At 41.7% G+C, this 24527-nt stretch carries 25 protein-coding genes; 4 read left to right on the top strand and 21 right to left on the bottom strand.

Annotated elements, in window-relative coordinates; genetic code table 11:
* Positions 1–20: 20 nt before the first annotated feature.
* Positions 21–1358, bottom strand: a complete 1338-nt coding sequence (locus tag G576_RS0102675) for a M20 family metallopeptidase (protein ID WP_037618340.1) — start codon at positions 1356–1358, stop codon at positions 21–23.
* Positions 1359–1474: 116 nt separating this feature from the next.
* Here G576_RS0102675 and tehB point away from each other — a divergent pair, with 116 nt between their 5' ends.
* The gene (tehB, locus tag G576_RS0102670) at positions 1475–2353 is read left to right on the top strand and encodes an SAM-dependent methyltransferase TehB (protein WP_037618324.1); all 879 of its coding nucleotides are present in this window, start codon (positions 1475–1477) and stop codon (positions 2351–2353) included.
* A 132-nt stretch (positions 2354–2485) separates the two neighbouring features.
* Here the strand turns inward: tehB and G576_RS0102665 are convergent, their stop codons facing one another.
* The gene (locus G576_RS0102665; protein ID WP_027973265.1) at positions 2486–4150 is read right to left on the bottom strand and encodes a hypothetical protein; all 1665 of its coding nucleotides are present in this window, start codon (positions 4148–4150) and stop codon (positions 2486–2488) included.
* Positions 4151–4348: 198 nt separating this feature from the next.
* Between G576_RS0102665 and G576_RS0102655 the strand changes: the two genes are divergently transcribed.
* Together G576_RS0102655 and glpK are read left to right on the top strand one after the other, a co-directional pair.
* Complete coding sequence (locus G576_RS0102655) at positions 4349–5176, top strand: exodeoxyribonuclease III (protein WP_027973263.1); 828 nt, start codon at positions 4349–4351, stop codon at positions 5174–5176.
* 450 nt (positions 5177–5626) lie between these two features.
* On the top strand, positions 5627–7123 hold the full coding sequence (glpK, locus tag G576_RS0102650; protein WP_027973262.1) for a glycerol kinase GlpK: 1497 nt from the start codon (positions 5627–5629) through the stop codon (positions 7121–7123).
* A gap of 44 nt (positions 7124–7167) precedes the next feature.
* Here the strand turns inward: glpK and G576_RS0102645 are convergent, their stop codons facing one another.
* The 4 genes from G576_RS0102645 to nth form a co-directional block, all read right to left on the bottom strand.
* A complete protein-coding gene (locus G576_RS0102645) occupies positions 7168–8187 on the bottom strand; it encodes a bifunctional glycosyltransferase family 2/GtrA family protein (RefSeq protein WP_027973261.1) in 1020 nt (339 codons plus the stop codon).
* Positions 8187–8525, bottom strand: a complete 339-nt coding sequence (locus G576_RS0102640) for a hypothetical protein (RefSeq protein ID WP_342664547.1) — start codon at positions 8523–8525, stop codon at positions 8187–8189. Before G576_RS0102640 ends, G576_RS0102645 begins: the two co-directional genes overlap by 1 nt.
* Positions 8526–8556: 31 nt before the next feature.
* Positions 8557–9489 (bottom strand): phosphodiester glycosidase family protein, encoded by a 933-nt coding sequence (locus G576_RS0102635; protein WP_027973259.1) that lies wholly within the window; start codon positions 9487–9489, stop codon positions 8557–8559.
* Between the two features lie 116 nt (positions 9490–9605).
* Positions 9606–10232 carry an endonuclease III gene (nth, locus tag G576_RS0102630; RefSeq protein WP_027973258.1) on the bottom strand — a complete coding sequence of 209 codons (627 nt, stop codon included), beginning with the start codon at positions 10230–10232 and terminating at the stop codon, positions 9606–9608.
* A gap of 80 nt (positions 10233–10312) precedes the next feature.
* Between nth and G576_RS0102625 the strand changes: the two genes are divergently transcribed.
* A complete protein-coding gene (locus G576_RS0102625; protein ID WP_027973257.1) occupies positions 10313–10963 on the top strand; it encodes a DNA alkylation repair protein in 651 nt (216 codons plus the stop codon).
* 33 nt (positions 10964–10996) lie between these two features.
* Here the strand turns inward: G576_RS0102625 and G576_RS12165 are convergent, their stop codons facing one another.
* From G576_RS12165 to yycF, 15 genes are all read right to left on the bottom strand, one after another.
* Positions 10997–11236: a hypothetical protein gene (locus G576_RS12165; RefSeq protein WP_211218866.1), complete on the bottom strand. Its 240-nt coding sequence runs from the start codon at positions 11234–11236 to the stop codon at positions 10997–10999.
* A gap of 134 nt (positions 11237–11370) precedes the next feature.
* Positions 11371–13104 (bottom strand): phosphoenolpyruvate--protein phosphotransferase, encoded by a 1734-nt coding sequence (gene ptsP / locus G576_RS0102615; RefSeq protein ID WP_027973256.1) that lies wholly within the window; start codon positions 13102–13104, stop codon positions 11371–11373.
* A gap of 4 nt (positions 13105–13108) precedes the next feature.
* Positions 13109–13372, bottom strand: coding sequence for a phosphocarrier protein HPr (locus G576_RS0102610; protein WP_027973255.1), 264 nt, complete (start codon positions 13370–13372; stop codon positions 13109–13111).
* Positions 13373–13476: 104 nt separating this feature from the next.
* Positions 13477–14091 (bottom strand): YpmS family protein, encoded by a 615-nt coding sequence (locus G576_RS0102605; protein WP_027973254.1) that lies wholly within the window; start codon positions 14089–14091, stop codon positions 13477–13479.
* Positions 14066–14905 carry an SGNH/GDSL hydrolase family protein gene (locus tag G576_RS0102600; RefSeq protein WP_027973253.1) on the bottom strand — a complete coding sequence of 280 codons (840 nt, stop codon included), beginning with the start codon at positions 14903–14905 and terminating at the stop codon, positions 14066–14068. Before G576_RS0102600 ends, G576_RS0102605 begins: the two co-directional genes overlap by 26 nt.
* On the bottom strand, positions 14898–15734 hold the full coding sequence (locus G576_RS0102595) for a DegV family protein (protein WP_027973252.1): 837 nt from the start codon (positions 15732–15734) through the stop codon (positions 14898–14900). Before G576_RS0102595 ends, G576_RS0102600 begins: the two co-directional genes overlap by 8 nt.
* Before the next feature lie 125 nt (positions 15735–15859).
* A complete protein-coding gene (gene recN, locus G576_RS0102590; RefSeq protein ID WP_027973251.1) occupies positions 15860–17521 on the bottom strand; it encodes a DNA repair protein RecN in 1662 nt (553 codons plus the stop codon).
* Positions 17522–17538: 17 nt separating this feature from the next.
* Positions 17539–17985, bottom strand: coding sequence for an arginine repressor (locus G576_RS0102585; protein ID WP_027973250.1), 447 nt, complete (start codon positions 17983–17985; stop codon positions 17539–17541).
* A 58-nt stretch (positions 17986–18043) separates the two neighbouring features.
* The gene (locus tag G576_RS0102580) at positions 18044–18865 is read right to left on the bottom strand and encodes a TlyA family RNA methyltransferase (RefSeq protein ID WP_027973249.1); all 822 of its coding nucleotides are present in this window, start codon (positions 18863–18865) and stop codon (positions 18044–18046) included.
* A complete protein-coding gene (locus G576_RS0102575; RefSeq protein WP_037618315.1) occupies positions 18858–19727 on the bottom strand; it encodes a polyprenyl synthetase family protein in 870 nt (289 codons plus the stop codon). The genes G576_RS0102580 and G576_RS0102575 overlap by 8 nt, the downstream gene beginning before the upstream one ends.
* Positions 19727–19945 (bottom strand): exodeoxyribonuclease VII small subunit, encoded by a 219-nt coding sequence (locus G576_RS0102570; protein WP_027973247.1) that lies wholly within the window; start codon positions 19943–19945, stop codon positions 19727–19729. The genes G576_RS0102575 and G576_RS0102570 overlap by 1 nt, the downstream gene beginning before the upstream one ends.
* 24 nt (positions 19946–19969) lie before the next feature.
* On the bottom strand, positions 19970–21301 hold the full coding sequence (xseA, locus tag G576_RS0102565) for an exodeoxyribonuclease VII large subunit (RefSeq protein ID WP_027973246.1): 1332 nt from the start codon (positions 21299–21301) through the stop codon (positions 19970–19972).
* Between the two features lie 158 nt (positions 21302–21459).
* Positions 21460–22263 carry an MBL fold metallo-hydrolase gene (locus G576_RS0102560; protein WP_027973245.1) on the bottom strand — a complete coding sequence of 268 codons (804 nt, stop codon included), beginning with the start codon at positions 22261–22263 and terminating at the stop codon, positions 21460–21462.
* On the bottom strand, positions 22244–23614 hold the full coding sequence (gene vicK / locus G576_RS0102555) for a cell wall metabolism sensor histidine kinase VicK (protein ID WP_027973244.1): 1371 nt from the start codon (positions 23612–23614) through the stop codon (positions 22244–22246). Before vicK ends, G576_RS0102560 begins: the two co-directional genes overlap by 20 nt.
* Positions 23607–24317, bottom strand: a complete 711-nt coding sequence (yycF, locus tag G576_RS0102550) for a response regulator YycF (RefSeq protein ID WP_027973243.1) — start codon at positions 24315–24317, stop codon at positions 23607–23609. The genes vicK and yycF overlap by 8 nt, the downstream gene beginning before the upstream one ends.
* Positions 24318–24527 lie beyond the last annotated feature (210 nt).

Here is a 24527-nt window from a genome sequence, read left to right as displayed (position 1 = left end):
ACTCCAAAATCAGAGTTTTCTTATCGCTCGCAAGCTAAGCGGTAGATGGCTTCAGCATAGATATCCATGGCCTTGAAAATATCGGTTAAAGTTAGATATTCATTTTCTTGATGTTCGGTTTTCTTTGATTCTGGGAAACAGGCTCCGAAGGCGACACAGTTGGGCATGGTTCTGGCAAAAGTGGCTCCACCAGACGCTTTGGCAGGGACAATGTCACCTGTCTTATCCTGATAGACTGACATTAGCGTTTTGACCAGCTCGCTATCTCTTGGAACATAGAGCGGAGCTAGATAGTCGTGTTCCTCATAGACTAACCCATAAGCGCTAGCCTTTTCTTTTAAATCAGTCACTAATTTCTCCACATCAGCTAAAACGGGAATCCGTAAATCTAGTCGGATTTCTGAGCTTTCTTCTGTGATAGTTAGACCAGCAATGTTAAAAGAAAGATCCCCAGATTCCTGGTCTGATATTCTACCCAAAAGGTGACTCCCTGTGGCGTCCTCGCCAACAGCGTTGGCTATAAACTCCAGGGCAGGATGACTGATTAAAGGAACTAAGCCTTTGGCGAGTCTGACGAGTGCATTGGTTGCTAGCGCAGCATCTTTTGTATGCCTTGCATGACCAAGTACCGTCACAGCGCCTGCTTCTTCCTCAAAATCAAAGTCTAGATCTTTCAACTCTTGGATTAAGTCAGTTAATAAAGCCCCTTGATAGGTCGCTTTGGCAGGCACGACATTGTAAGCTTCTCCAATGTCAAGAGTTAGCTCTTTACTACCAATTCCGACCACTTTTGCCTGTAAGAGCCCTTTTTCGGCATAGGTTACAGGAAAGGTGGCATCTGGCGCAAATCCAATAGTCGCCGCTTCCTCTTTTTCAGTATAACGGCGAAGGCAACGCCAAAGCGTCTCCTCATCAGTCCCAAATATGAAACGCACGCGCTTATTGAATGTCACACCACTATCCACCAGAGCCTTAACCGCAAAAAGAGCAGACATTGATGGCCCTTTATCATCTTGCACGCCACGGCCAAAGAGTTTTCCATCTTTCAAGACTCCTTCAAAAGGGTTAGTCTCCCACTTACTCAAATCGCCAGCTGGAACCACATCCAAATGGCAGAGAATAGCTAATAATTCCTGACCTTCACCGACTTCAGCATAGCCATAATAGCCGTCCGACTCCATAAAAGTTCTAAAACCCAGCTTTTGGCATAGAGACAAGGTTTCCTTTAGAACCGCTAAAATTGCCTGACCAAAAGGTGTTCCCTTTTCACCTTCATTTAAGACGGACGGAAAACTAACTAAACGTTGAATAGCTGAGACTGCTTCAAGTTGATGTTTTTCATGAATAAATTTTTTCATCATATACCACTCCTTTCCTATTATTTTACCATACTTTGCATATTGTTCCTATTTTCAGATAATATTTATAAGAGTTTTCTGATATAATAAAGTAAAAAACAAGATTGAGGACTCATATGCACGTTACACCTGACCAACTCTTACTGTATAAAAGCAATCCTGTCTGGACTGCCTATACCATGCCCGAAGTCATCACAAAACGCCATAATACCAAAATCGGAACTTATGGCAAAATTACCGTCATCAAGGGGGCGCTCACTTTTTATGAGATGACTGAGGACGATAGAATGATAACGGAACACCTTTTTACTCCCGATAGCCAAACACCTTTTGTTGAGCCTCAGGTTTGGCACAAGGTAGCAGCCGCCTCTAACGATTTAGAGTTTCGTTTGGATTTTTATTGTAAGCCAGAGGATTATTTGTCTAAAAAATATGGTTGGACTAGGACACATTCAGAAGTTATTGAAGCTGCTCCGCTATTTTCTCCAAAGTCAAAAATCCTAGATTTAGGTTCGGGTCAGGGGCGCAATTCCCTCTATCTCAGCATGTTGGGTCATGAGGTAACTTCAGTTGATAGCAATGGTCAGAGCCTGATAATGCTAGAAAATATGGCTATTAAGGAAGACATCCCAGCCAAAATCGACTGGTATGACATCAATTCTGCTAATATTGACGACCTCTATGATGTTATCATCTCAACCGTGGTCTTCATGTTCCTTGACCCTATAGCTGTGCCCGAGATTATCGCTGATATGCAAGTTCACACCAAGATTGGCGGTTACAATCTCATCGTCTGCGCCATGGACACATCAAACTACCCATGTCCTATGCCCTTCTCTTTTACTTTTAAGGAAAATGAGCTGCGCAACTACTATGACGGCTGGGAAATTATCAAATACAACGAGAATCTCGGTGAACTTCATAAAATTGATGAAAAGGGCAATCGCCTCAACATGCAATTTGCAACCCTGCTGGCTAAAAAGATAAAGCAATAAAGCCAGGAAAAGCTCTGTTTTGAGGCAGGCTAAAAAAAGTATGTAAAGAAAAACGCATGAAATCGACGTTTCTAGTACAATCATTCATGCGTTTTTACTTTTAGAGTTAGACAATTTTAACCAGTCTCTATTTTATTGAGCCTGTGTCAATGTGACATTTGTCAGATAATTCTCCTTACCAAGCTCACCCGTGAAATGATCTCCCACTTTAATAAATGGTAAATTGTCCGGTGTGCTGGTGCTGGCCTTAATCTTGTAGATGGTGTCGTCAGACTCAACATAGTAAATCGTCGTTCCGTTAATAGTCTGAATAGCCAAGGCTTCGACGGTTCCAGAAACTGATTCTTTTGCCTTGCCGCTTGTATTCACTCCCGATAGAGCAGTCGTGTCTGCATCAGTAAACTGGGCAATTAGGCTTGCTATATCATTGTTGATTGTAACTTGCTGGTAGTCTTCTGCATCAACAAGGGCATATGATTTAACAAGTCCTGCGTCATCTTTTAGAGAAACTAAGTAAAAAGCTTTGCCATTTAACTTCACCAGAGAAGGAGCTGTCGCGCTGTATTTCTTTTCTTGAACTTCACCTTCTGCTGATTCTTGGGCAGCTGACTCAGTCGCTGAAGCCAACCTGTAGTTGACCACTTCACGCGTTCTCATATTGACCAAAATAAAACCAAGATTTGAAGAATCGGCTGTAGCCGAGGTAATTCCTGTATAGAGGTAAATATCGCTACCAATACTGATATAGTTATAAATATCTGTGGTCTTTTTTACACCAGTTTGGCTAAAGACGGTATTCCAAAAACCTTTTTGATAAGTGTAATAGTCATCGATGCGGGTAATCACATTATTAGCGGAGAAAACTCGATCAACCCAATCAGGAATATCACCTAGACTATACTCCTTAGTGTCTCCTGTAACAGCATTAAGTAGGACAACACCTTTAGGATCATTTGAACTGAGCATAAATTTAGGTTCATAAATGGTTGCCACATAGTAAGGATTGCCTTCATCATCTACTTCAAAAGATGGATCCCCAAAAATGGTGAATGGATAACGTAGGCGCAAATGGCGCATGGTATCGTTGAAGAAATATTCCGAATCAGAGTATTTCATCCCCTTCTCCAATTTTGCTAGCTCTGCTTTACCAGTAGTCTGATTGACTTTGACATAGTAGCCAATCCCTTCCTGATGATTGCTCAGCCATTTCCAAAAATTTTTATACTCCAAAGGAGAAACGCGATAAGGTTGCTCTCCAATGGTAATCTGACGGTAATCGTCTGAAATACCAAACTGAGACACCTTATCAATGGTTCCTAAATAGGTATCACCTATCTTTTCCGCTGACGCTCTATCAAGCAGAGCAAGCTTGGTAATGTCCGTTTCTGGGAAGTCTTCTACAAAGTCTTTTTCAGTAACTGTGATGACATTTGCGTAGCTTTTTGCCCGAAAAATTCGAGAATTAAAGAAACCAAGAACAGTCATCAGCAGAAAAATAGCTACCGCTGTTGTCAAACTAAGTCCTAGAGGCTTAAGATGACGCTTGAAATCAATAGTCACATCACGTACCACACCATGACGACCAAGACGGTTATTTTTGATGACCTTATGTCCAGCTGATACGGTATCTACGATACTAAGTAGAAGAAAGGCTCCTGCTAGCAAGAGTAATCCCCAGATGGTGAAAAACCAAAATTGATTACTCATTAGATTAAGGGGTGGCAGGTAAATCCAATAGCTAACCATTAAAATCAGTAGCCAAAGAATCCAAATGATAGATTGCAATACTTTTCTCATAAGAACACCTCCTATTACTTTTCGTCTTTATTATATCATATCTCTAGTACAAGTAAAGCGTTTACCGTGAAATCGTTACACTCGCCCAAAACTGTTTTTTTTGCTAAACTAGATAAGACTATCAATAGTTTAATATCACTTGAAAGGAATCGAAACCGCTCAACTATATGATTCCCTGAGCGGACTTGGACACTTATTTTGAAACTCATTTCTTGGAACATTGATTCCCTTAATGCTGCACTAACTGGCACTTCTCCTCGTAGTGAGCTATCACGCGCTGTTATTCAAACATTAATCGCTGAAAATGCTGATATTATTGCCATTCAGGAGACCAAACTCTCTGCTACTGGACCGACTAAAAAACACCTCGAAATCTTGGCAGACTATTTCCCTGATTACGCTAACACCTGGCGTTCATCTGTAGAGCCTGCACGAAAAGGCTACGCTGGTACCATGTTTCTCTATAAAAAAGAGCTCCGCCCTACTATTACTTTCCCAGAAATCGGTGCCCCGACCACAATGGATAAGGAGGGACGTATCATTACTCTGGAATTTGACAACTTCTTCGTAACCCAGGTTTATACACCAAACGCTGGCGACGGACTCAAACGTTTAGAAGAACGTCAAATCTGGGATGAAAAATACGCAGACTATCTTGCAGAGCTTGATAAAGAAAAACCAGTCCTAGCTACTGGCGACTATAACGTTGCTCACAAGGAAATTGATCTTGCAAATCCTGCTAGCAACCGTCAATCTGCAGGTTTTACCGATGAGGAACGTGAAGGCTTCACCACCCTGCTTGCTAAAGGCTTTACAGACAGCTTTCGACATATCCATGGTAATGTTACAGACGCTTATACCTGGTGGGCGCAACGCAGCAAGACAAGCAAGATTAACAACACAGGTTGGCGTATCGACTACTGGTTGACCTCTGACAGGGTTGCCGATAAAATCACTAAATCTGATATGATTGACTCAGGTACCCGTCAAGACCACACGCCAATTGTGATGGAGATAGACTTATAATTTTGATTGGCTGTAAAGACTAAGATTTTAGTCACCGACTTTCTGAGATAGATTAGGTTTAGGCCTTTTTATCACAGCTAAAAGCCGTTGCTCTGTGTGTTTTCGCTAAAAAAAGAGACGAGCTTCCTTTTTCTAGCGAAGCTTTGTGACTGATTCACTACGTAACCATAACTTACCTTCAATCTGAAAAACAAAATACCTGCTTCTCATTTGCCGAAAGTCTCTGCCAAATAAGACAATCGGACTTGAGCCCAAAACTTATCGCTGACTTTCTGTTTAAAAGTTACTGGTGTCCGACACCAATAAAAAGAAATGGAGAAATAGGGTTCTCCTACACCCTCTAGAGTTCGCGAGAACTCTTTTCATTTTGTCAAAACGAGGGTTTTAGTTTATAACAAAGAAAACGATTACAATTATATGCAGTCTTCTGCACTTATATAAGGAGGAGCTATGTCATCTTATATTCTTGCCATTGATGAAGGTACAACTAGCACGCGCGCCATTATTTTTGATCGCCAAGGTCAAAAGCTTGGTGAGGCACAGAGTGAGTTCACCCAATATTTCCCTGAACCCGGCTGGGTCGAGCATGATGCGATTGAAATTTGGGAGGCTGTTTTATCAACAATCGCTGATGCTCTGATTTCTTCAAATATCTCTCCAGCCGAGATTGCCAGCATAGGTATAACCAACCAACGCGAGACTACCGTCATCTGGGATAAAATAACTGGAGAACCCATTCATAGAGCTATTGTTTGGCAGTCTAGACAAACAAGTGAACTGGCTGACCAACTCATTTCTAATGGTTACGCTAATTTTTTCCATCAAAAGACAGGATTAATCATCGATGCCTACTTCTCAGCGACAAAGATTCGCTGGTTATTAGACCATGTCCCACGTGCCCAAGAGCGAGCAGAGGCTGGCGAACTCCTCTTTGGAACGATTGACACCTGGCTGCTCTGGAAATTAACTGGTGGAAAAGTTCATGTAACGGATTATACAAACGCTAGTCGTACCATGCTTTTCAATATCCATGACTTGACTTGGGATCAGGAGATTTTAGAACTCCTTAATATACCCGCACAGCTTTTACCAGAAACTAAGGGAAATTCAGAAATCTACGGCTATGCAGAACATTTTATCTTTGCTGACCACAAAATTCCTATCTCTGGAATGGCCGGCGATCAGCAAGCTGCTCTTTTTGGGCAACTTGCTCTTGATGAGGGGATGGTTAAAAATACATATGGTACCGGTTCGTTTATCGTCATGAATACGGGTACAAAGCCCATCCTTTCCAAACATAATTTGCTGACAACTATCGGCTATGCACTGAATGGACAGGTAACCTACGCTTTAGAAGGTTCTGTCTTTGTCTCTGGCTCTGCTCTCCAATGGCTACGCGACCAACTTAAAATTTTACCTTCAGCGCCAGAATCAGAAGGTGCCGCTCATCGCTCGACGAGTCATAATGAGGTTTATGTGGTTCCTGCCTTTACAGGACTGGGTGCTCCTTATTGGGACAGCAAGGCCAGAGGCGCAATATTTGGGCTGACCCGCGGTACCACCGCAGATGATCTTATTAAAGCCACTTTGCAATCTCTTGCCTATCAGACAAGAGATGTCGTGGATACCATGATTTTGGACACTGGCATCTCCATCCCAACTTTACGTGTTGATGGCGGTGCAGCGAAAAATGACTACCTGCTACAATTTCAATCTGATATTCTCCAAACTCATATTGAACGTGCTCAAAATCTTGAGACGACAGCTTTGGGCGCAGCTTTCTTAGCAGGTTTATCGGTTGGATTTTGGAAAGATACTGACGAATTAAAAGCTCTCTTTGCCCAAGGCAAGGTCTTTAGCGCTAGCATTTCTCCAGAAGAAAGTCAAAAACTTTACAAAGGATGGACACGCGCTGTTAAAGCTACTCGACTTTTTAGCGAGGAATGATAAAAAAGAGGGGTATCATGCTTTTCAAAGCAGATTCCCCTTTTTTAAACAAATATCATATTTTTTTGTACCCTATAACTCACAATAAACAGGAAAGTTTCGGTCAGCAATTTTGCAATGACAAGCCCTATTCCAATCCCCAGTAGACTCTGAATCAGAAAATAATTGCATATTAACAAAATAATCACAAGCAAAGTGTATCGTATTCCTACCCTAAAAGTCTTGCTTGTTCTTGATTTAAAGACAAGACTTGCATTTAAACAGCACTGCGCTGTTGCGCTCAGTACCCTTGCCACTACAACAGAGAACAAAAGGTGACCTGTCAAGTTCATAAGAATAAACAGTAGGCTTGCATCAATCACTGCTGCAATAATGGCAGTACTTGAAAATTTTAAAAATGGGGCATAAATTCGAATAGAATCTTGAATAGGACGAAAATGGGAACTCTCATTTTCTTCAATGTAAATAGTTTCAATCGGTACTTCTTCAATCAGAATCGACGAAGTCTTGGCTTCCAACAACATATTAAACTCATATTCAAAACGATCCCCAGAGAGGCTCAGCAACCACGGCAAAAGTCTTGTTGACATGGCTCGTAAACCCGTTTGCGTATCTGAAATGTTTTGTCCTGTTACCAGCCTAAAAAGTCTTGCAGTCACAATATTCCCAAAGCGACTTCGCAGTGGAACTTCTCCCACGAACGATCGACTTCCCAAAATGAGGTGAGAATGCTTGCCCCTAGCCGCTTCTGCTACCTTTATCATATCTGATACCAGATGCTGCCCATCACTATCAATGGTCACCAAATAATCTTCTTGATCTGCGCAGCCATTCTTCAAAAGATAATCAAAGGCAGTCTTAAGAGCAGCTCCCTTGCCTCGATTATGAGAATGTCTTAAAAGTGTCGCCCCCAGTTGCTCAGCATGATCATAATAAGACTTATAATCATCGCCTGAACCATCATCAATGACAATAACCTCTGAACTTGGTAAGTCACGTACGATGCCTTCAACGACTTCTACTAATCTGTGATTGGGTTCATAAGCAGGAATAATAATTTTCATCATGTGTGATCCTTTCTTCTCAATATACCGACGAGGAAGCTAAGTCCAAAAAATGCAAGCGTTGCATACCAGTAGGGTACTTCCATCACCGTTGATCTTCCTGAAATCTCGATAATCCCTTTAATCAAACAGCCACTGATAGATGTGGCAACACCTGAATTGAAAAGTAAAAGTGATAATCGATTTTTCACCCATAATTCTCGAAAACCAGACACTAGGTAAAAGATAGCAGCTATCAGAGGAATTAGAAATACCAAGCGCATATAAACTGAACTCTCTCCATAACTAAATTGTTCATAAATGTAATTAAAAATAGCTAAGAAAATCGTGAGACTCAAATAGATCAGACTTCCTTTTGCAAAAGTTCTTTTAGTAACCGATGTAAACAATATCACTCACCGCCCTTTCTGAAATATTACCGTTAGTCGTTGGATTATTGACAACCTGACCATTAAAATACATCGTTGAGGAACCACCACCATCAAGATTATAGGCGGTTGTCACTCCGTAAGACTGCATCAGCTCTGCCATTTCATACAGAGTCAAGCCTGATGACTCATTGGTACGACCATCTGACACGATAACAATGTAATGGAGGCTGCCATCATCTTCTTCGATAATCCCAATGGCTGTCCGAGGATTATCAGCCATAGCACGCCCGACTTCATCAGAAGTTGAGACGGCAATCTGACCATCCTTAACCAATGTTGGACCAAAGGCAAATGTTTGAACAACCCCTGAGTCAATTAATTCTTGAGCAGTTGTCTCATTTTCTGAAATTGTCCCAAAGGTTCCATCTGAATAGACAACCAAATCCTCATAGTCGCTACTACGCGCAGTATCACGATAAAGGACACCATTTTTGATGACGTACCCTGTGCTATTAGCACCATAGTAGTCCCCATTAATGGCAAAAATAGCTCCTAGACGTTCAGCTTGACTAGATGTTTTCTCCGTCACATTGGTTCCGTAAGTGTCATTTGCCAGAGCTGTTTTAAGATATGAAGCATCCGTCAATTTAATGTCAGCAACATAATAAGTTGTGTCACTTGTTTGACCCGTAGTGATATTGATGCTGATATTATCATCAGAGTAGCTGGTATCAGTACGAGTCACACTACCGGTGTCATTTGAAGTCGTATCCGCAGTTAGACTTACGCTAGACTGGTTGGTACCTGTTGCATCTGCAACTGAAACCATTGCTTCGGATAAAACAAATGTTTTCAATAGTACATAGCTGTTTGCAGACATTATGGCTATTGAAAATAGCAGAGCATAAAAGTGTTTCTTTAGAAAGTTCATAAACCATCCCCCTATATTTAATAATCAAATTCTACTTAGTTGACCAAAATCTTTTCTTAAAAATAACTAATAGAAACCTTAAACTAAAAAAGACTAGAACGAAATCGTTCCAGTCTTCACTTAGGAAAATGATATAATTGAGCATACTTATAACACTCAGGGTTTTTAGGATGACAAATTGCTCTGCCAAAGTAAATCATTGCCTGATGGGCCGCCAACCATTTTTCTGGCGGTAGGACAGAGCACACATAGTCCTCTACTTCGCGCGGAGTTGCTGATTTTTTAACCAAATCGTGGTGTTTACAAATGCGCTCCACATGGGTGTCAACTGCAAAAGCAGGAATACCAAAACCAACTGACATGACTACATTAGCGGTCTTTCGACCAACACCAGCCAGACTTTCAAGCTCCTTTCTGCTCTGTGGAACCACACCACCGAAATCGGTAACTAGCTGCTGAGAACATTTCTTCATGAACTTTGCCTTGTTGCGATAAAGTCCCAGCCGAGAGATGTACTTAGCCAATTCTTCCTCTTCAGCGCCTGCCATCAGTTCAGGAGTCGGAAAGGCTTCAAAAAGAGCTGGAGTCACCTGATTAACTGCTTTATCCGTCGTTTGCGCCGACAAGAGTACTGCTATTAACAACTCAAAATGATTTCGAAAATCCAAACTCGGTTGTGCATCTGGAAAGAGGGCAATAATTTCTTCGAGAACGTATCTCGCTCTTTTCTTTGATAATACCATAACTACATTATAGCAAAAAGCTCTGCCATTCCCAAAAGCTAAAGCTTGAACGACATAAAAGATTTAATTATAATAGACCTATGATTTTTGAAACATTAGTCAAGCGCTTCGAAGCGCAGCAAAATTCCAAAAATGCGGAGGTCATGTCAGCCTATCTACGATACCAATTCAGCTTTTTTGGGGTTCCTAGCCCCCAACGTCGTCTCCTCTACAAAGACGTGATTGCTGCCGCTAAAAAAAGTAAGAGCATCGACTGGGACTTACTGAATCAGGCTTGGTGCCACCCTCACCGTGAGCTGGACTACTTCGTCTGCGATTATCTCAAAGCCATGCAAAAGCATCTGACCTACGCTGACGTTCCAAAAATCTTGACCTATGCCACTAGCCACCAGTGGTGGGATACCATTGATTATTTTGACCGTATTTTGGGAAATATTGCTGACACTAGGATTTCAGAGCTCATGCTAGAACTGTCCCTATCTGAAGACTTTTGGCTGCGTCGCATTGCCATTGACCATCAGCTAGGAAGAAAAGATGATACAGATACAGAACTTTTGTCTAAAATCATCAAAAATAATTTTGGAAGCTCCGAATTTTTCATCAATAAAGCTATTGGTTGGGCCCTTCGTGACTACTCTAAAACCAATCCTGATTGGGTGCGCAGCTTTGTCCAAGAAAATAAACATCAAATGGCACCACTATCTATCCCAGAAGCTAGTAAGTATTTATAAAAAGAATGATTGCATCTCTATAACAAGAAGAGATTACAAGGCATCTTCTAATTCGTCCTCTGAGTAACCAAACATATAATCTTCATCTTTGCCATTTGAGAACCAAATATCAGCTGCTTCAAATACACTTAGCGATTCTTCATCATATTCGTTATACTCATTTTCATCAGAACAATAGTTACAAATATACGTTTCTTCGTCCCAATAGCCAAAACTATCTTTAACTCTACTTAAACGATGCCCACAGTCTGGACACATCGCATATCTACTCATAGAGAGTTCCTCCTACTTATAGTTTAGGTATTGGTTGATAAAGCAATACCTGATATGCTTAGTATATCAGCAGTCGATTTTCTTAATTTGATAGAAAAAGTAGCCAGTTATCTAGCTACTTTTATTTTTATAGTTTAGTCTACAATGATATACTCTTTTTGAAGTTCAAGAACTTCTTCTGCCGTTGCACATTCTGTCAAGGCACGATGAGCATATTCTTCCATCTTAGCTGTGTCAAGTGTCTTCATGAGGCTACGTGTACGAAGTACAGATGTTGCACTCATAGAGAACTCATCCAAGCCCATACCTACAAGAAGTGGAACAGCTTGTTGATCACCAGCCATCTCACCACACATACCAGCCCATTTACCTTCTGCATGTGCAGCCTTAATAACGTTGTTAATCAAGCGAAGGATTGATGGGTTGTAAGGCTGGTAAAGGTATGACACTTGCTCGTTCATACGGTCAGCAGCCATTGTGTATTGGATAAGGTCGTTTGTACCAATTGAGAAGAAATCAACTTCTTTGGCAAATTGGTCAGCAAGCATTGCTGCTGCAGGAATTTCAATCATGATACCTACTTGGATATCATCAGAAACTGCTACACCTTCAGCCAACAAGTTTGCTTTCTCTTCTTCAAGGATTGCTTTTGCAGCACGGAATTCTGTCAACAAGGCAACCATTGGAAACATGATACGAAGTTTACCATGTACAGATGAACGAAGAAGGGCACGCAACTGCGTACGGAACATTTGGTTCCCAGTCTCAGAAATAGAGATACGAAGGGCACGGAAACCAAGGAATGGGTTCATTTCGTGTGGAAGGTCGAAGTAAGGAAGCTCCTTATCACCACCGATATCCATTGTACGAACCACAACTGGCTTACCGTTCATACCTTCAAGAACAGCCTTGTAAGCTTCGTATTGCTCATCTTCAGTTGGGAAGTCTTGAGAATCCATGTACAAGAACTCTGTACGGTAAAGACCAACTGCTTCAGCACCATTATCATTTACACCTTCAACGTCTTTTGGTGTACCGATGTTTGCTGCCAACTCAAAGTGTTTACCATCTGCTGTAACTGTCTGAGCGTCTTTCAATAGTGCCCATTCAGCTTTTTGTTTAGCATAAGCTTCACCAGCAACTTTAAATTCTGCAATGACATCTTCTGATGGGTTGATGACAACTTCACCTGTGATACCGTTGACCGCGAGCAAATCACCGTCTTTAACAATTTCTGTGATATTGTTTGTACCAAGAACAGCTGCAATCTCAAGTGTACGAGCCATGATAGCTGAGTGGCTTGTACGTCCACCGATGTTTGTCACAAAGGCTTTTACAAATTTTTTGTCCAATTGAGCAGTATCAGATGGAGTCAAATCGTGCGCAATGACGATTGATTCTTCACTGATAGTTGCTGGGTTGGGAAGTTTTACACCAAGAAGGTGTGCAAGAACACGTTTGGCTACATCACGAATATCAGCAGCACGCTCTTGCATGTATGGGTTATCTTCCATGCCTTCAAAGATAGTGATGAACATGTCAGTCACTTCTTTCAAACCAGTTTCTGCGTTGGTTTGTTTAGCACGAATTGTTTCTTTAATTTGGCTAATCATCTCTGGGTCAGCCAATACCATGAGGTGAGCATCAAAAACTGCTGCCGCCTCTTCACCGAGCGTACCTACTGCTTTTTCACGGATAACAGAAAGCTCGTCTTGTGACGCCGCTAGAGCAGCATCTAGACGAGCTTCTTCCGCATTTGTGTCTTCAACTGTGATTGTCTCGAATGACAAGTCTGGTTGAACCAGTAGATATGCTTTAGCAACTGCAACACCATCAGATGCTGCGATTCCTTTAAGCATTTCTGTCATAATCTTAAGCCAATCCTTCTTTAGTCATTGTTTCTTCGATTGCTGCAAGTGCTTCTGCTTCATCAGCACCTTCAGCAGAGATAGTAACGTCAGCACCTTGACCAACACCAAGTGACATAACACCCATGATTGATTTAAGGTTTACTGATTTACCTTTGTAGTCCAAAGTGATGTCAGAAGCAAATTTGCTAGCTGTTTGAACGAGCAAAGTCGCTGGACGAGCGTGGATACCTGTTTCTGCAACAATGTGGAATTCTTTAGAAGCCATAATGGTTCTCCTTCGTATTTTTGAATTTATGAATTATCAATGTGATAACCCTTACAATCGTAAATTATAGCACAAATGTAAGGCCTTTTCAAGTTTTGAACGACTTATTTTCCATTTTTCTTGTAAATTTCGAAACTTATAACGTCATTTTTCAAATCAATTTTTTTAGCCTTAATATAAATATTTTGAGTATTTTCAATTTTTGTCACATCTATAGTTATTAGAGAATTATCTGTATCAACCGTGACAATCTTAGGAAGCTTATAGGCCTTTTTCAGATATTTTAATACTTCACCCTCTGGCAGAGACAAAGTCCCAGCGGAAAAAGAAGTCAATTTTAGTTGTACTGCGCCTTTTTTCGATACATAGGGTTCAAAATAGATGTACAAGGGGACTTCGTATCCCAAGAAAGTGTAAGTTCCCTCAAAGAGCATCGTTGTTGAGCTAGCATAAAATTCGAAGGTCAAATTCTTAGCTTTCATGTCAGAAAGGTAGGCAGCCAGAGTTTTATTTAATTGCTCCTTGGTCGTTGTAATGGTTCCAACGCTGATGCTTTTCTCCTTTGATTTGGTTGAAACAGCCTCTGTTACTGGTTCACGAATTTCTATCAATCGGCTAGCAAGGACAGCAAGGAAGGCAAACTGCGCTGATAAAAGCAATATAAAAGCCCATTTCCAGCCATTGATTCGTCTGTTATTTCCATGTTTTCTTTGTATCACTAATTTCCTCCATCACAGCGTCAGCCATGCGCTGATAGCCCATATTATTGGGATGAAAAAGATCCTCTGCAAAAAGTGCATCATTAATCACCGTTATCTGACCACCTGAAGTTTGCACAATCCCTTCTTCCCCATCTATTCCTTTGTAGAGCAAGTCATTGATAGGAACGAAATAGACATTTTTATACTCCTTGGTAACTTTCTGGGTTGCCTTATTCCAATTTTCCACAACAGTTTGCATTTCAGTTACTTCTGGAAAATTCAGATAAAAAGGATTGTAAATCCCCAGGATGTAGATAGGGAGGTTTTTGTTGTTATTTCTAGCCAATTCAATAATGCTTCGCAGGCGCTCTTGATAATCTTTTGATGGCTTTTGAAAGGTATTGACATCTAAGTCAGCCAAATTTTTCCGAATAACTGCCATGACATCATTACCACCAACTGTCAGGGTCATCAGATCAGCCTTAGCTAAATTTTTACTAATGTCTTCATTTTCCTGCATGCGGGTCAAAATTTGCTTACTGGTATTGCCGGTAACTCCGTAATTGTGGCTAATCACTTCATAACCATAAGTGGCATTGAGGTTATTAACAAGGAGCGGAATAAAGCCACCTTGACCTGTAGTATCGCCTACCCCCTCAGTCAAGGAATCACCGATAGCGACATAAGAAAAAGTTTCCACTTTCTTAGACAAAAAATCCTTTTTTGTCAATTTAGTGTCTGACTTGGGAATTAGTAGGCTGAAAAGGGCAAAGAAAATGGCGTAGCCAAGAAAAAATACCAATAATCCCGCTAGGAATCGTCGCTTAATCATAACGCACCATGACCGCGAAGGCCCCCTCACCAGTGTGGGTTTGGATGATAGAGCCTGTTTCCAAGATAGAAATGATAGACTCGTCAACAACCTCCAAAAGGCTTTCTTTCAAAGAATTTACCAATTCAATAGTTCCTGAGTATGAAATGCCAATTTCAGCAATACCACGGTCGCCAATTTGGGATTTCCAACTTTCTAACCACTTAGTAAATGTTTTTGTCCCACGCCCCTTAGCTATCGGAATAAGTTCGTGATTCTTTTGTTCCATGACAACCTTGATATTCAATAGAGAACTGAGCATGCCGGTAACACGGCCGATACGACCTCCCTTGACAAGATTTTCAAGAGTTGAGACACCGATGAAAAGTTCAGATTTGCTACGAACCTCCTCAATACGAGCTAAAATGGTGTCCAAATCGGCGCCAGCTTTTGCCAATTTGGCAGCTTCAACCACTTGAAATTTCATAGCTTGGTCAGTAAAGGTTGAGTCAATAACAGTCACTGGCGCTTCTGCAATAACCGCTCCCTGACGGGAAGCCTCAACTGTTCCAGAAAGAGAGTGCGTCAAATGAATGGCGACAATGTGGTCTGCTCCGCCCTTAACCAAATTCTCATATACCTCAGCAAAGAGACCTACCGGTGGCTGACTGGTCTTTGGAAGTTCCTTGCTAGCCCGCATGAGACTGCGGAATTTGCCGACTTCCTTGAGATCAGCATCTGAATAGAGTGTACCATCTACCATGACAGATAGAGGAACAACTGTAATATCAAGTTCCTTGACCACTTCTGGTTCAATGGTCACGGAAGAATCCGTCAAAATTTTAATCATTATACCTTCCCATGAACGTGTTTTTGAGTGATTTTCACACGTTACCCTTTTCTTTTCAATCCTAATGCTTCCATTATAGCAAATTTTCAAGAAAAAATAACAAAAGAGATTGATGCCTCTTTTGTTTATGATTTTTTCAGTAATTCTCTTGCTTGGATGCGAGCGGCTTCTGTCACATCAGCTCCAGCAAGCATTTTGGCGATTTCTTCCACACGTTCATTATCAGTTAGAAGTCGTACAGTTGAGACTGTCTTGGTGTCATCGCTCTGCTTTTCGATAAAGAACTGATAGTCTGCGATGGCAATCACCTGAGGTAGGTGTGAAATCGCTAGTACCTGGCCATTACGACCAATTTTATGAATTTTTTGGGCAATAGCTTGCGCAACACGACCTGAAACGCCTGTATCCACCTCGTCAAAAACAATGCTGGTTTTGTCTTCTCGCCTTGAAAAGGCTGATTTGATAGCCAGCATAAGACGGGATAATTCACCTCCAGAGGCTACCTTAACCAGAGGTTTAAAACCTTCACCTGGATTGGTTGAAATGTAAAATTCTATCGTTTCATTGCCCTCACGATTGAATTTACTTTTGACAAACTGAACTTGGAATTCTGCCCTTTCCATGTAAAGGTCTTGGAGCTCTGCCTTGATTTCATCTTGTAGCTTTAAGGCAATGGCGTGCCTAGCTTGGCTAAGTTCAGCAGCTTTTGCGACCAATTCTCTTTCCAAAACTTTAAGGCCACGCTCCATATCGTCTGAAGACTGTCCCTGACCTGTTAAAAGACTGTATTCTGCCCTGATGTTAGCAAAATAATCCAGTACATCATCAACAGAACTGCCGTATTTTCTCGTGATGCTGAAGATAGTGTCCAGACGGTGCTCAATAGCTTGCAGGCGGTTACCATCAAAATCTAGGTCGTCAATGATATCTCCCAACCGCTTAGTCACATCTTCCATCATGTAATAGGCTTCTGTAAGGCTATTAGACAAGTCCTTGTACTCTGGGTCAAAGTCTTCTAGACCCATCAAATCATTCATGGCAGAACGAACATTTGATAAGCTTGAAAATTCCTCATTGTCCAGCATAACAAAGGCATTTGTCAAGGTGTCCACAATGTTTTTGTGATTGAGTAGTTTATCCCGTTCTTGATTGAGAGCAAAATCTTCACCAGTGGTCAGATTAGCTGCTTCGAGCTCCGCTAATTGAAATTCCAGCATCTCAATCCGAGCCTTATGTTCTTGTTCATTTTTTTGCTTGGTCAACACCTCTTTGCGCAATGCTCTGTACTTGTCAAAAGTGTCCTGATAAGCTTTTTTGAGGTCAACAAAATCATCGTCTCCAAAAGCATCTAGCAAGTGACCATGTAAAGCTGGTCGCATCAATTCTTCCTGATCGTGCTGACCATGAATGTCAACCAAATGCTGACCGACAGCTTTAAGTGTAGACAGGTTGACCATCGAACCGTTGATACGGCTGACGCTCCGCCCATTTTGCAAAATTTCACGACGAATGATTAGTTCATCTGTAAATTCAATGCCATTTTCCTCGAGAACTTGGCTCAGCACAGCGTTTTTTTCCACCGAAAAGAGCCCTTCAATCTCTGCCTTGTGTGCGCCGTGACGAATGACTTCTGTGCTGGCACGCGCTCCCAACATAAGGTTCATGGCGTCTATGATGATGGACTTTCCAGCACCGGTCTCACCAGTTAGAACCGTCATCCCTGTTTCAAAGTTAAGGGAAATTTCTTCAATGATGGCAAAGTTTTTGATGGCAATTTCTAATAGCATAGCCACTCCTTAATTGATTATGTCCAGCGACTGATACGTTTTTGAAGTGCTTCTGCTGTTGCTTCAGTTGGAGCAACCAAAAGAAGACTATCATCATCGGCAATCAGGCTGAAAATTTGGTCTGAAAATTCATCCAAAATATGACGTTTCAAGAGGCGACTATTGCCCGGAACCACGTCGATATGAAGCATGTTTTTCAGGCGTGAGATTTCTAAAATGATTTCAGAAAGGTTGAGGGGCTGCGGTACGATAACAGCCGCTTTATTTTTTGACAGACCGTAAACGTAACGGCCTGATTTTGACGGAATTTTAACAATGCCAATCTCGTTCATATCACGTGAAATAGTTGCTTGAGTTGGTGTCAATCCTTCTTTTTCAAGGAATTCCAATAACTCGTGCTGGGTTTCAACCTCATTAGTCAGGATAATTTTTTTAATTAATTCTAGTCGTTCATTTTTTTTCATATTTGACTCACTTCGCGTTTAGTAATAACAGTCACCTAAACGCTCCTTTCTATTTCTGTTAATTGCTGTTGGCAAATTCTTGATGTGCTTTTTGAACAATCTGGGAAATCAAGCTACTGACAAGATTTTGGGCGTCAGCTGATTTTTCCAAATGGGCCAAAAACTCAATATTACCATGGCCCCCCTGAATAGGTGAAAAATCAAGATTTTTAACGGTAAATCCGTAGCCTGTAGCAAAACTGGTAACCGTCTCTAAAACCTTTTCGTGGACAGTCGCATCCTTTATGATACCATTTTTACCAATTTGCTCTCGCCCCGCTTCAAATTGAGGTTTGATAAGGGCGACGACCTGACCGCCATCAGCTAAGAGGTCGTGTAAAGCTGGCAAAATGAGATTGAGAGAGATAAAACTGACATCAATCGAGGCAAAAACCGGCTGTCCTTCCGTAAAGTCTTGAGCCTGTGCATAGCGAAAATTGTACTGCTCCATAGAGCGGACACGCTCATCATTGCGTAGTTTCCAGACCAGCTGGTTGGTACCGACATCCACCGCGTAAACTAGCTTAGCACCACTTTGTAGCATAACGTCCGTAAAACCGCCTGTTGAAGCACCAATGTCAATAGTGGTTGCTCCCTGAACTGAAATCCCAAAAACATCTAATGCCTTTTCCAGTTTGAGACCGCCACGGCTAACATATTTTAGCTTTTCTCCCTTAAGTTTAAGCTCAGTGTCCTCATCAATTTTCTCGCCAGGTTTGTCGTAACGCTGGCCATTGATGACATTGACGACAAGACCTGCCATAACCCCGCGTTTGGCTTGCTCTCGAGTCTCAAAAAGCCCCTGTTTGTAGGCCAATACATCCACACGTTCCTTAGCCATTTAATCGTAACCTTTCTGTTATTTCCGTGATTCTTTGGGGATTAAAATGTTGACTTTCTTGGAGTTTTTGGAAAATAGCTAGCGCTTTGTCCAAAGAGTCATTTAAAATGTCTTGTGATTTTTCAAGCCCTAAAAGCGCTGGATAGGTTGATTTGTCCGCTAGCAAATCTTTTTGAGGTGTTTTTCCGATTTCTTCAAAGGTCGCTGTTAAATCCAAGATATCATCGCGGACTTGAAAAGCTAGTCCAATCAACTCACCAATCGTCCGCAAATCAGCGATGACTTCTTCTGACTGCTCTGCGATTATTCCTGAAGCCACAAAGGGAAAGGTCAGTAGTTTTCCGGTTTTATTGGCATGAATGATTTGCAACTGCTCCAGTGAAAGCTGGGCTTCTTCACCCTTCATATCCAGCATCTGGCCACCTACCATCCCAAAAGTTCCTGAAGCAAAAGATAGCTCCGAAATCAGCTTAATCTTAATGCAATCTGACAAATTAGTTCCTGCAATTAAGCCAAAGGGGTCAAGAAATAGGGAATCTCCTGCCAAAATAGCTGTCGCTTCGTTAAATTTCTTGTGGTTGGTCAAGCGACCACGCCGATAATCATCATCATCCATAGCCGGCAGATCATCGTGAATCAGCGATCCTGTGTGAATCATCTCTACACTAGCCGCCACTTCAAAATGACTGTCCGTCAATTCCACACCAAAACCTTCCAGCATTTCTAGCATGATGAGAGGGCGGATTCGCTTGCCACCAGCATCAAATGAATAGTGAATACTCTCAATCAAATCTGGCGAAATCTGCTCTCGGCTTTTATAGTAGTGGCCAATAGCCATATCAATTCCTTGCAATTTGTTCATCAGGCATCCAGTTCCGTTTCTGTACCATCAGCTTGCACAACTTTAACCAAGGTTTTTTCAGCCTCTGCCAATGTTTTTTGCAGCTCTTTGGATAAAACCATTCCTTTTTGAAATTCTGCGATAGCTTCTTCCAAAGCTACATCCCCGTTTTCAAGTTTTGTTACGATAGCTTCCAAATCCTGCAAATTTTCTTCAAATGTCTTTTTCTTACTTGCCATTCTTTCCCCTTTCTCATGTGCCCGTCACTTGACTGACTCAATAACCTCAACGTCTAAGCGGCCATCACGCATCATAATATTGATTTTATCACCCTTTGAGATATCCTTACTACTAGATAGAACCTTGCCGTTTTTTTGAACCATGGCATAACCCCGTGCGATAATACGATTGGTATCTAATGACAATAAGGCATCTTGAGCTTTTTCAAATCTGGCCAACTTACTGTCATACTGGCTTGTCATGTGTGATTTCAGAAGTTTCTCCTGAATTGCCAAGCGTTCCTGATAACGATTGATTTTGCCGCCTAAGTCTAGGGACAATAGTCGTTGAGTGAGCATGGCCTGAGCTTGTTTAACTTGGCTGAACTGATATTCCATCTTATTCGTTAAGCTAGTCGTCAACTTATCTAACTTCTGAACATAGCCATCATAGAGACGTTCTGGTTGTCTGAAAATGACTGAACTCGATAGTTTTACCAATCGCTCCTGATTGTAGTGAATTTGTCGTAGAGTAGCCTGATAGGCTCGATTTTGCCGCTCTGCAATCCATGACAGAATATCAGCCTTGGTCACAGGCGTCGCCAACTCGGCTGCTGCGGTCGGCGTTGCTGCTCTGCGATCGGCGACGAAGTCCGCCAAAGTTGTATCCGTCTCATGTCCCACGCTAGAAATAATAGGCAGGCGACTCTCAAAGATAGCCTGTACTACAATTTCCTCGTTGAAAGCCCAGAGGTCTTCGATAGAGCCGCCACCGCGACCCACAATGAGCAGGTCTAGGTCGTTGCGCTGATTAGCCCTTGCAATGTTAGCAGCCACTTCCTGAGCAGCACCTTCACCTTGAACCTTTGTCGGGAAAAGCAGAATATCAATGCCTGGAAAGCGGCGACTGACAGTTGTGATAATATCACGAATAACCGCACCACTAGGACTGGTAATAACGCCAATTTTGGTGGCAAACTGCGGGAGAGCTTGTTTGTGACGGTCATCAAAGTAGCCAGCCTCGGATAATTTTTTCTTGAGTTGTTCAAACTGAATGGCCAAAGCTCCGATTCCATCTGGCTCCGCTTTTTCAATAATAATGGAATAAGAACCACTAGGCGGATAGAGCTCAATGCGACCGATGACGTTGATTTTCATACCTTCTTCGAGGTCAAAACCAAGTTTTTTATAAATGCCGCCCCACATGGTTGCCTGGATGACAGCACCCTCGTCCTTGAGGGAAAAATACTGGTGGTTGGGACGACGACGAAAATTGGAAACCTGCCCTGTCAGGTAAACCCGTTCCAAATAGGGATCACGGTCAATTTTCATCTTAAGGTATTTGGTCAAGTGACTGACCGACAAATAATCTGACAAGGCGCTTCCTTTCTTGTGAATTGATGGGTCTTATGACATTTTTCTAGGTCAAATACCTTTACAATTATACCAAAAATGGGATAAAAATGTTTAAAATAAGTTGTTATTAGCTGGTTCTTTCATGTTTTTCCAAGAAAAAAATACCTTGCGGTATTTTCTTAGATTTGAGTCAGTGGGGTTGCTCTGTCTGGCGAGGTGTCCAAAATTTTGATTTTACGTTCCACATCAATATCTGCTTGAGCAAGGTTACTTTTTACCGTCAGATGAGCCAATTCTTTGATGTTATTTTCTTTAGACAGGTGCCCCAAATAAATCTTCTGGGTACGGTCTCCAAGACTATCTATCATAGCTTGCGCTCCCGCTTCATTTGATAAATGCCCAAAATCAGATAGAATACGCTGCTTGGTTGACCAAGGATAGGATCCTGCTCGCAAAATTTCAATATCGTGATTAGCCTCGATCAGGTAGGCGTCAGCATTTTCAATAATCCCTGACATCCGATCTGACACATAGCCCGTGTCAGTCAGCATCACAAAACTCTTGTCATCTTTCATAAAGCGGTAAAATTGCGGTGCTACGGCATCATGGCTGACTGCAAAACTCTCGATGTCAATATCATCGAAAGTCAGCATTTTACCTGTCTCAAAAAGATGTTTTTGACTAACATCAAGATTTCCTATTGCCTTGTCCATGGCCTGCCAAGTCTGGCTATTGGCATACACATCTAGATGATACTTGCGAGCCAAAACACCTACGCCATGGATGTGATCTTTGTGCTCATGAGTTACCAAAATAGCATCTAAATCCTCTGGTTTACGGTCAATTTCATCAAGTAAGCTAACGATTTTCTTGCCAGACAAGCCAGCGTCTACCAAAATACGCTTCTTTGGGGTTTCCAAGTAAAAACAGTTTCCGCTAGATCCTGAAGCCAGAATACTATACTTAAACCCCTTTTCTATCATCATTTTCTTCGTAATCCTCCCAATCATCTATTTCTAAAGCTTCCTTGTCATAAGGCAAGACAATAGTAAAGGTTGACCCCTTACCTTCTTCACTTTTTGCCCAAATAAAGCCGTGATGCTGTTTCACAATTTCTTTAGCAATAGCAAGACCTAAGCCTGTTCCACCCTGTGCACGACTTCTAGCCTTGTCAACACGATAAAAACGATCAAAAATCAAGGGTAAATCTTTTTTGGGAATACCCAGACCCTGATCTGTAATGGAGATAATCAGCTGACTATCTGTCGTCTTCATGCTAACTTTAATTTGACCACCATCTGGAGAATATTTTATGGCGTTATTGAGGATATTCTCAATAACTTGTGTCATCTTATCATTGTCAATCTCCATCCAAATAGAGGTCAACGGATAATCGCGAACAATTTCAAAACTCTTATCAGTGCTGGTGTGCTGACTCTTGACCTTATCAAAACGGTTTAATATAGAGGTCATAAAGGCTGTAAAATTGGTCATTTCCACTTCTAATCGTACAGCTCCATTATCAATTCGAGACAGATTGAGCAGATCGGTAATCATACGCATCATACGGTTAGTTTCGTCTAAGGAAACTTTGATAAATTGCGGAGCAACATCATCTTTCAAAGCACCTTCATCAAGTGCTTCCAGATAGGATTTGACCGATGTCAAGGGGGTGCGCAGCTCATGACTAACGTTAGATACGAAAAGACGACGTTCTCGTTCTTCCTTTTCCTGTTCAGTTACGTCATGCAAAACAACAACCAAGCCAGAGATGAAGCCTGATTCACGGCGGTTGAGTGCAAAGCGAAAACGTAGGGTCATAAATTCCCCAAACTCATCGCGACGATTGATCAGTATGTCAGGTGTTTTAGCCACCAAGTCATGATAAGAATAAGGATTGTCGCTACCAAGAACATCTAAAATGGTCATTTTCAAGGCTTGCTCAGAACTTAAATTGAGCTGTTTTTGCGCAGTTTCATTGATGGTAATAATCTTCCCGCCGCGATCCGTTGCTATAACTCCATCTGTCATATAGGCCAAGAGACTGGATAGCCGGTCTCGTTCCTGAGACAAATTGCCATGTGTCAGACGAACCACTTCAGACAAATCGCTGAGGCTATTGGCAAGATCTTCTAAGTCTGAATCCGCCTCCACTTCCAAAATATCTGAGTAGTCACCATCAATCAAAGCATAGACATTCTCCGTCAACTGACGAATGATTTTGGCCTGCTTGTAATCTCGATAGGCTCCATAAAGCAGGTAAGCGGCAGCTATTGCCAAAAGAAAAAGCAGAGCTCGCTCAAAAGTCCCTAAATTTTCAGTTAAATTAGTCATACGCTTTCATGTAATAACCAACGCCACGACGAGTCAGAATGTACTCTGGGCGACTAGGTGTATCCTCAATTTTTTCACGTAGGCGACGCACTGTGACATCAACCGTACGTACATCTCCAAAATAATCATAGCCCCAAACCGTTTCAAGTAAATGCTCTCGAGTCATGACCTGACCGATGTGGGTAGCCAAATGATAAAGGAGTTCAAACTCACGGTGGGTTAATTCCAACTCTTGACCACGCTTGTGAGCAACAAAGGCATCTGGTAAAATTTCCAAATCACCAATTTTTAAGGTAGCTGGGCCTTCTGAGGCATTTTCATCGGCGATAGCCAACTCAATGTTTTCTGTGCGACGCAAATGTGCCTTAACACGAGCTAAGAGTTCACGATTTGAAAAAGGTTTGGTGACATAATCATCAGCACCAATTTCAAGTCCGATAACCTTATCAAATTCACTATCTTTTGCCGACAGCATGATGATAGGAATGTGACTGGTCTTACGCACCTCTTTGGCAACCTCAAGACCATCCAACTCTGGCAACATCAAATCAAGGATAATCAAATCAGGATCCTCTGCCTCAAATTGAGCCAGAGCCTCCCTGCCATCAAACGCTGTGACAACCTCATAACCTTCTTTTGACAGATTAAACTTGATGATATCTGAAATTGGTCTTTCATCGTCGACAATTAAGATTTTTTTCATGGATTAGATTTACCTTTCTCTTAGGTTTTTTCTCATATCTTGCGACTATTATAGCAAATTTGCTCACAAATAGAAACTTTCTGCTTTATCCAGCGCTTTTACAGGCTTGAAAAAGTAAAACAGACCCGTAGCTGGTCTGTTTGGTCTGAAGAGAATGTATCTGCTGTCATTTGTTGCGTCGCTCTACTAAATGATACAAACGCAAGTAAT

This window comes from Streptococcus porci DSM 23759, assembly GCF_000423765.1.
In the GTDB taxonomy this organism is placed as follows: Bacteria; Bacillota; Bacilli; order Lactobacillales; family Streptococcaceae; genus Streptococcus; species Streptococcus porci.
Note: the sequence above shows the minus strand (reverse complement) of the source record. Positions and strands in the feature narration are given on the sequence as shown.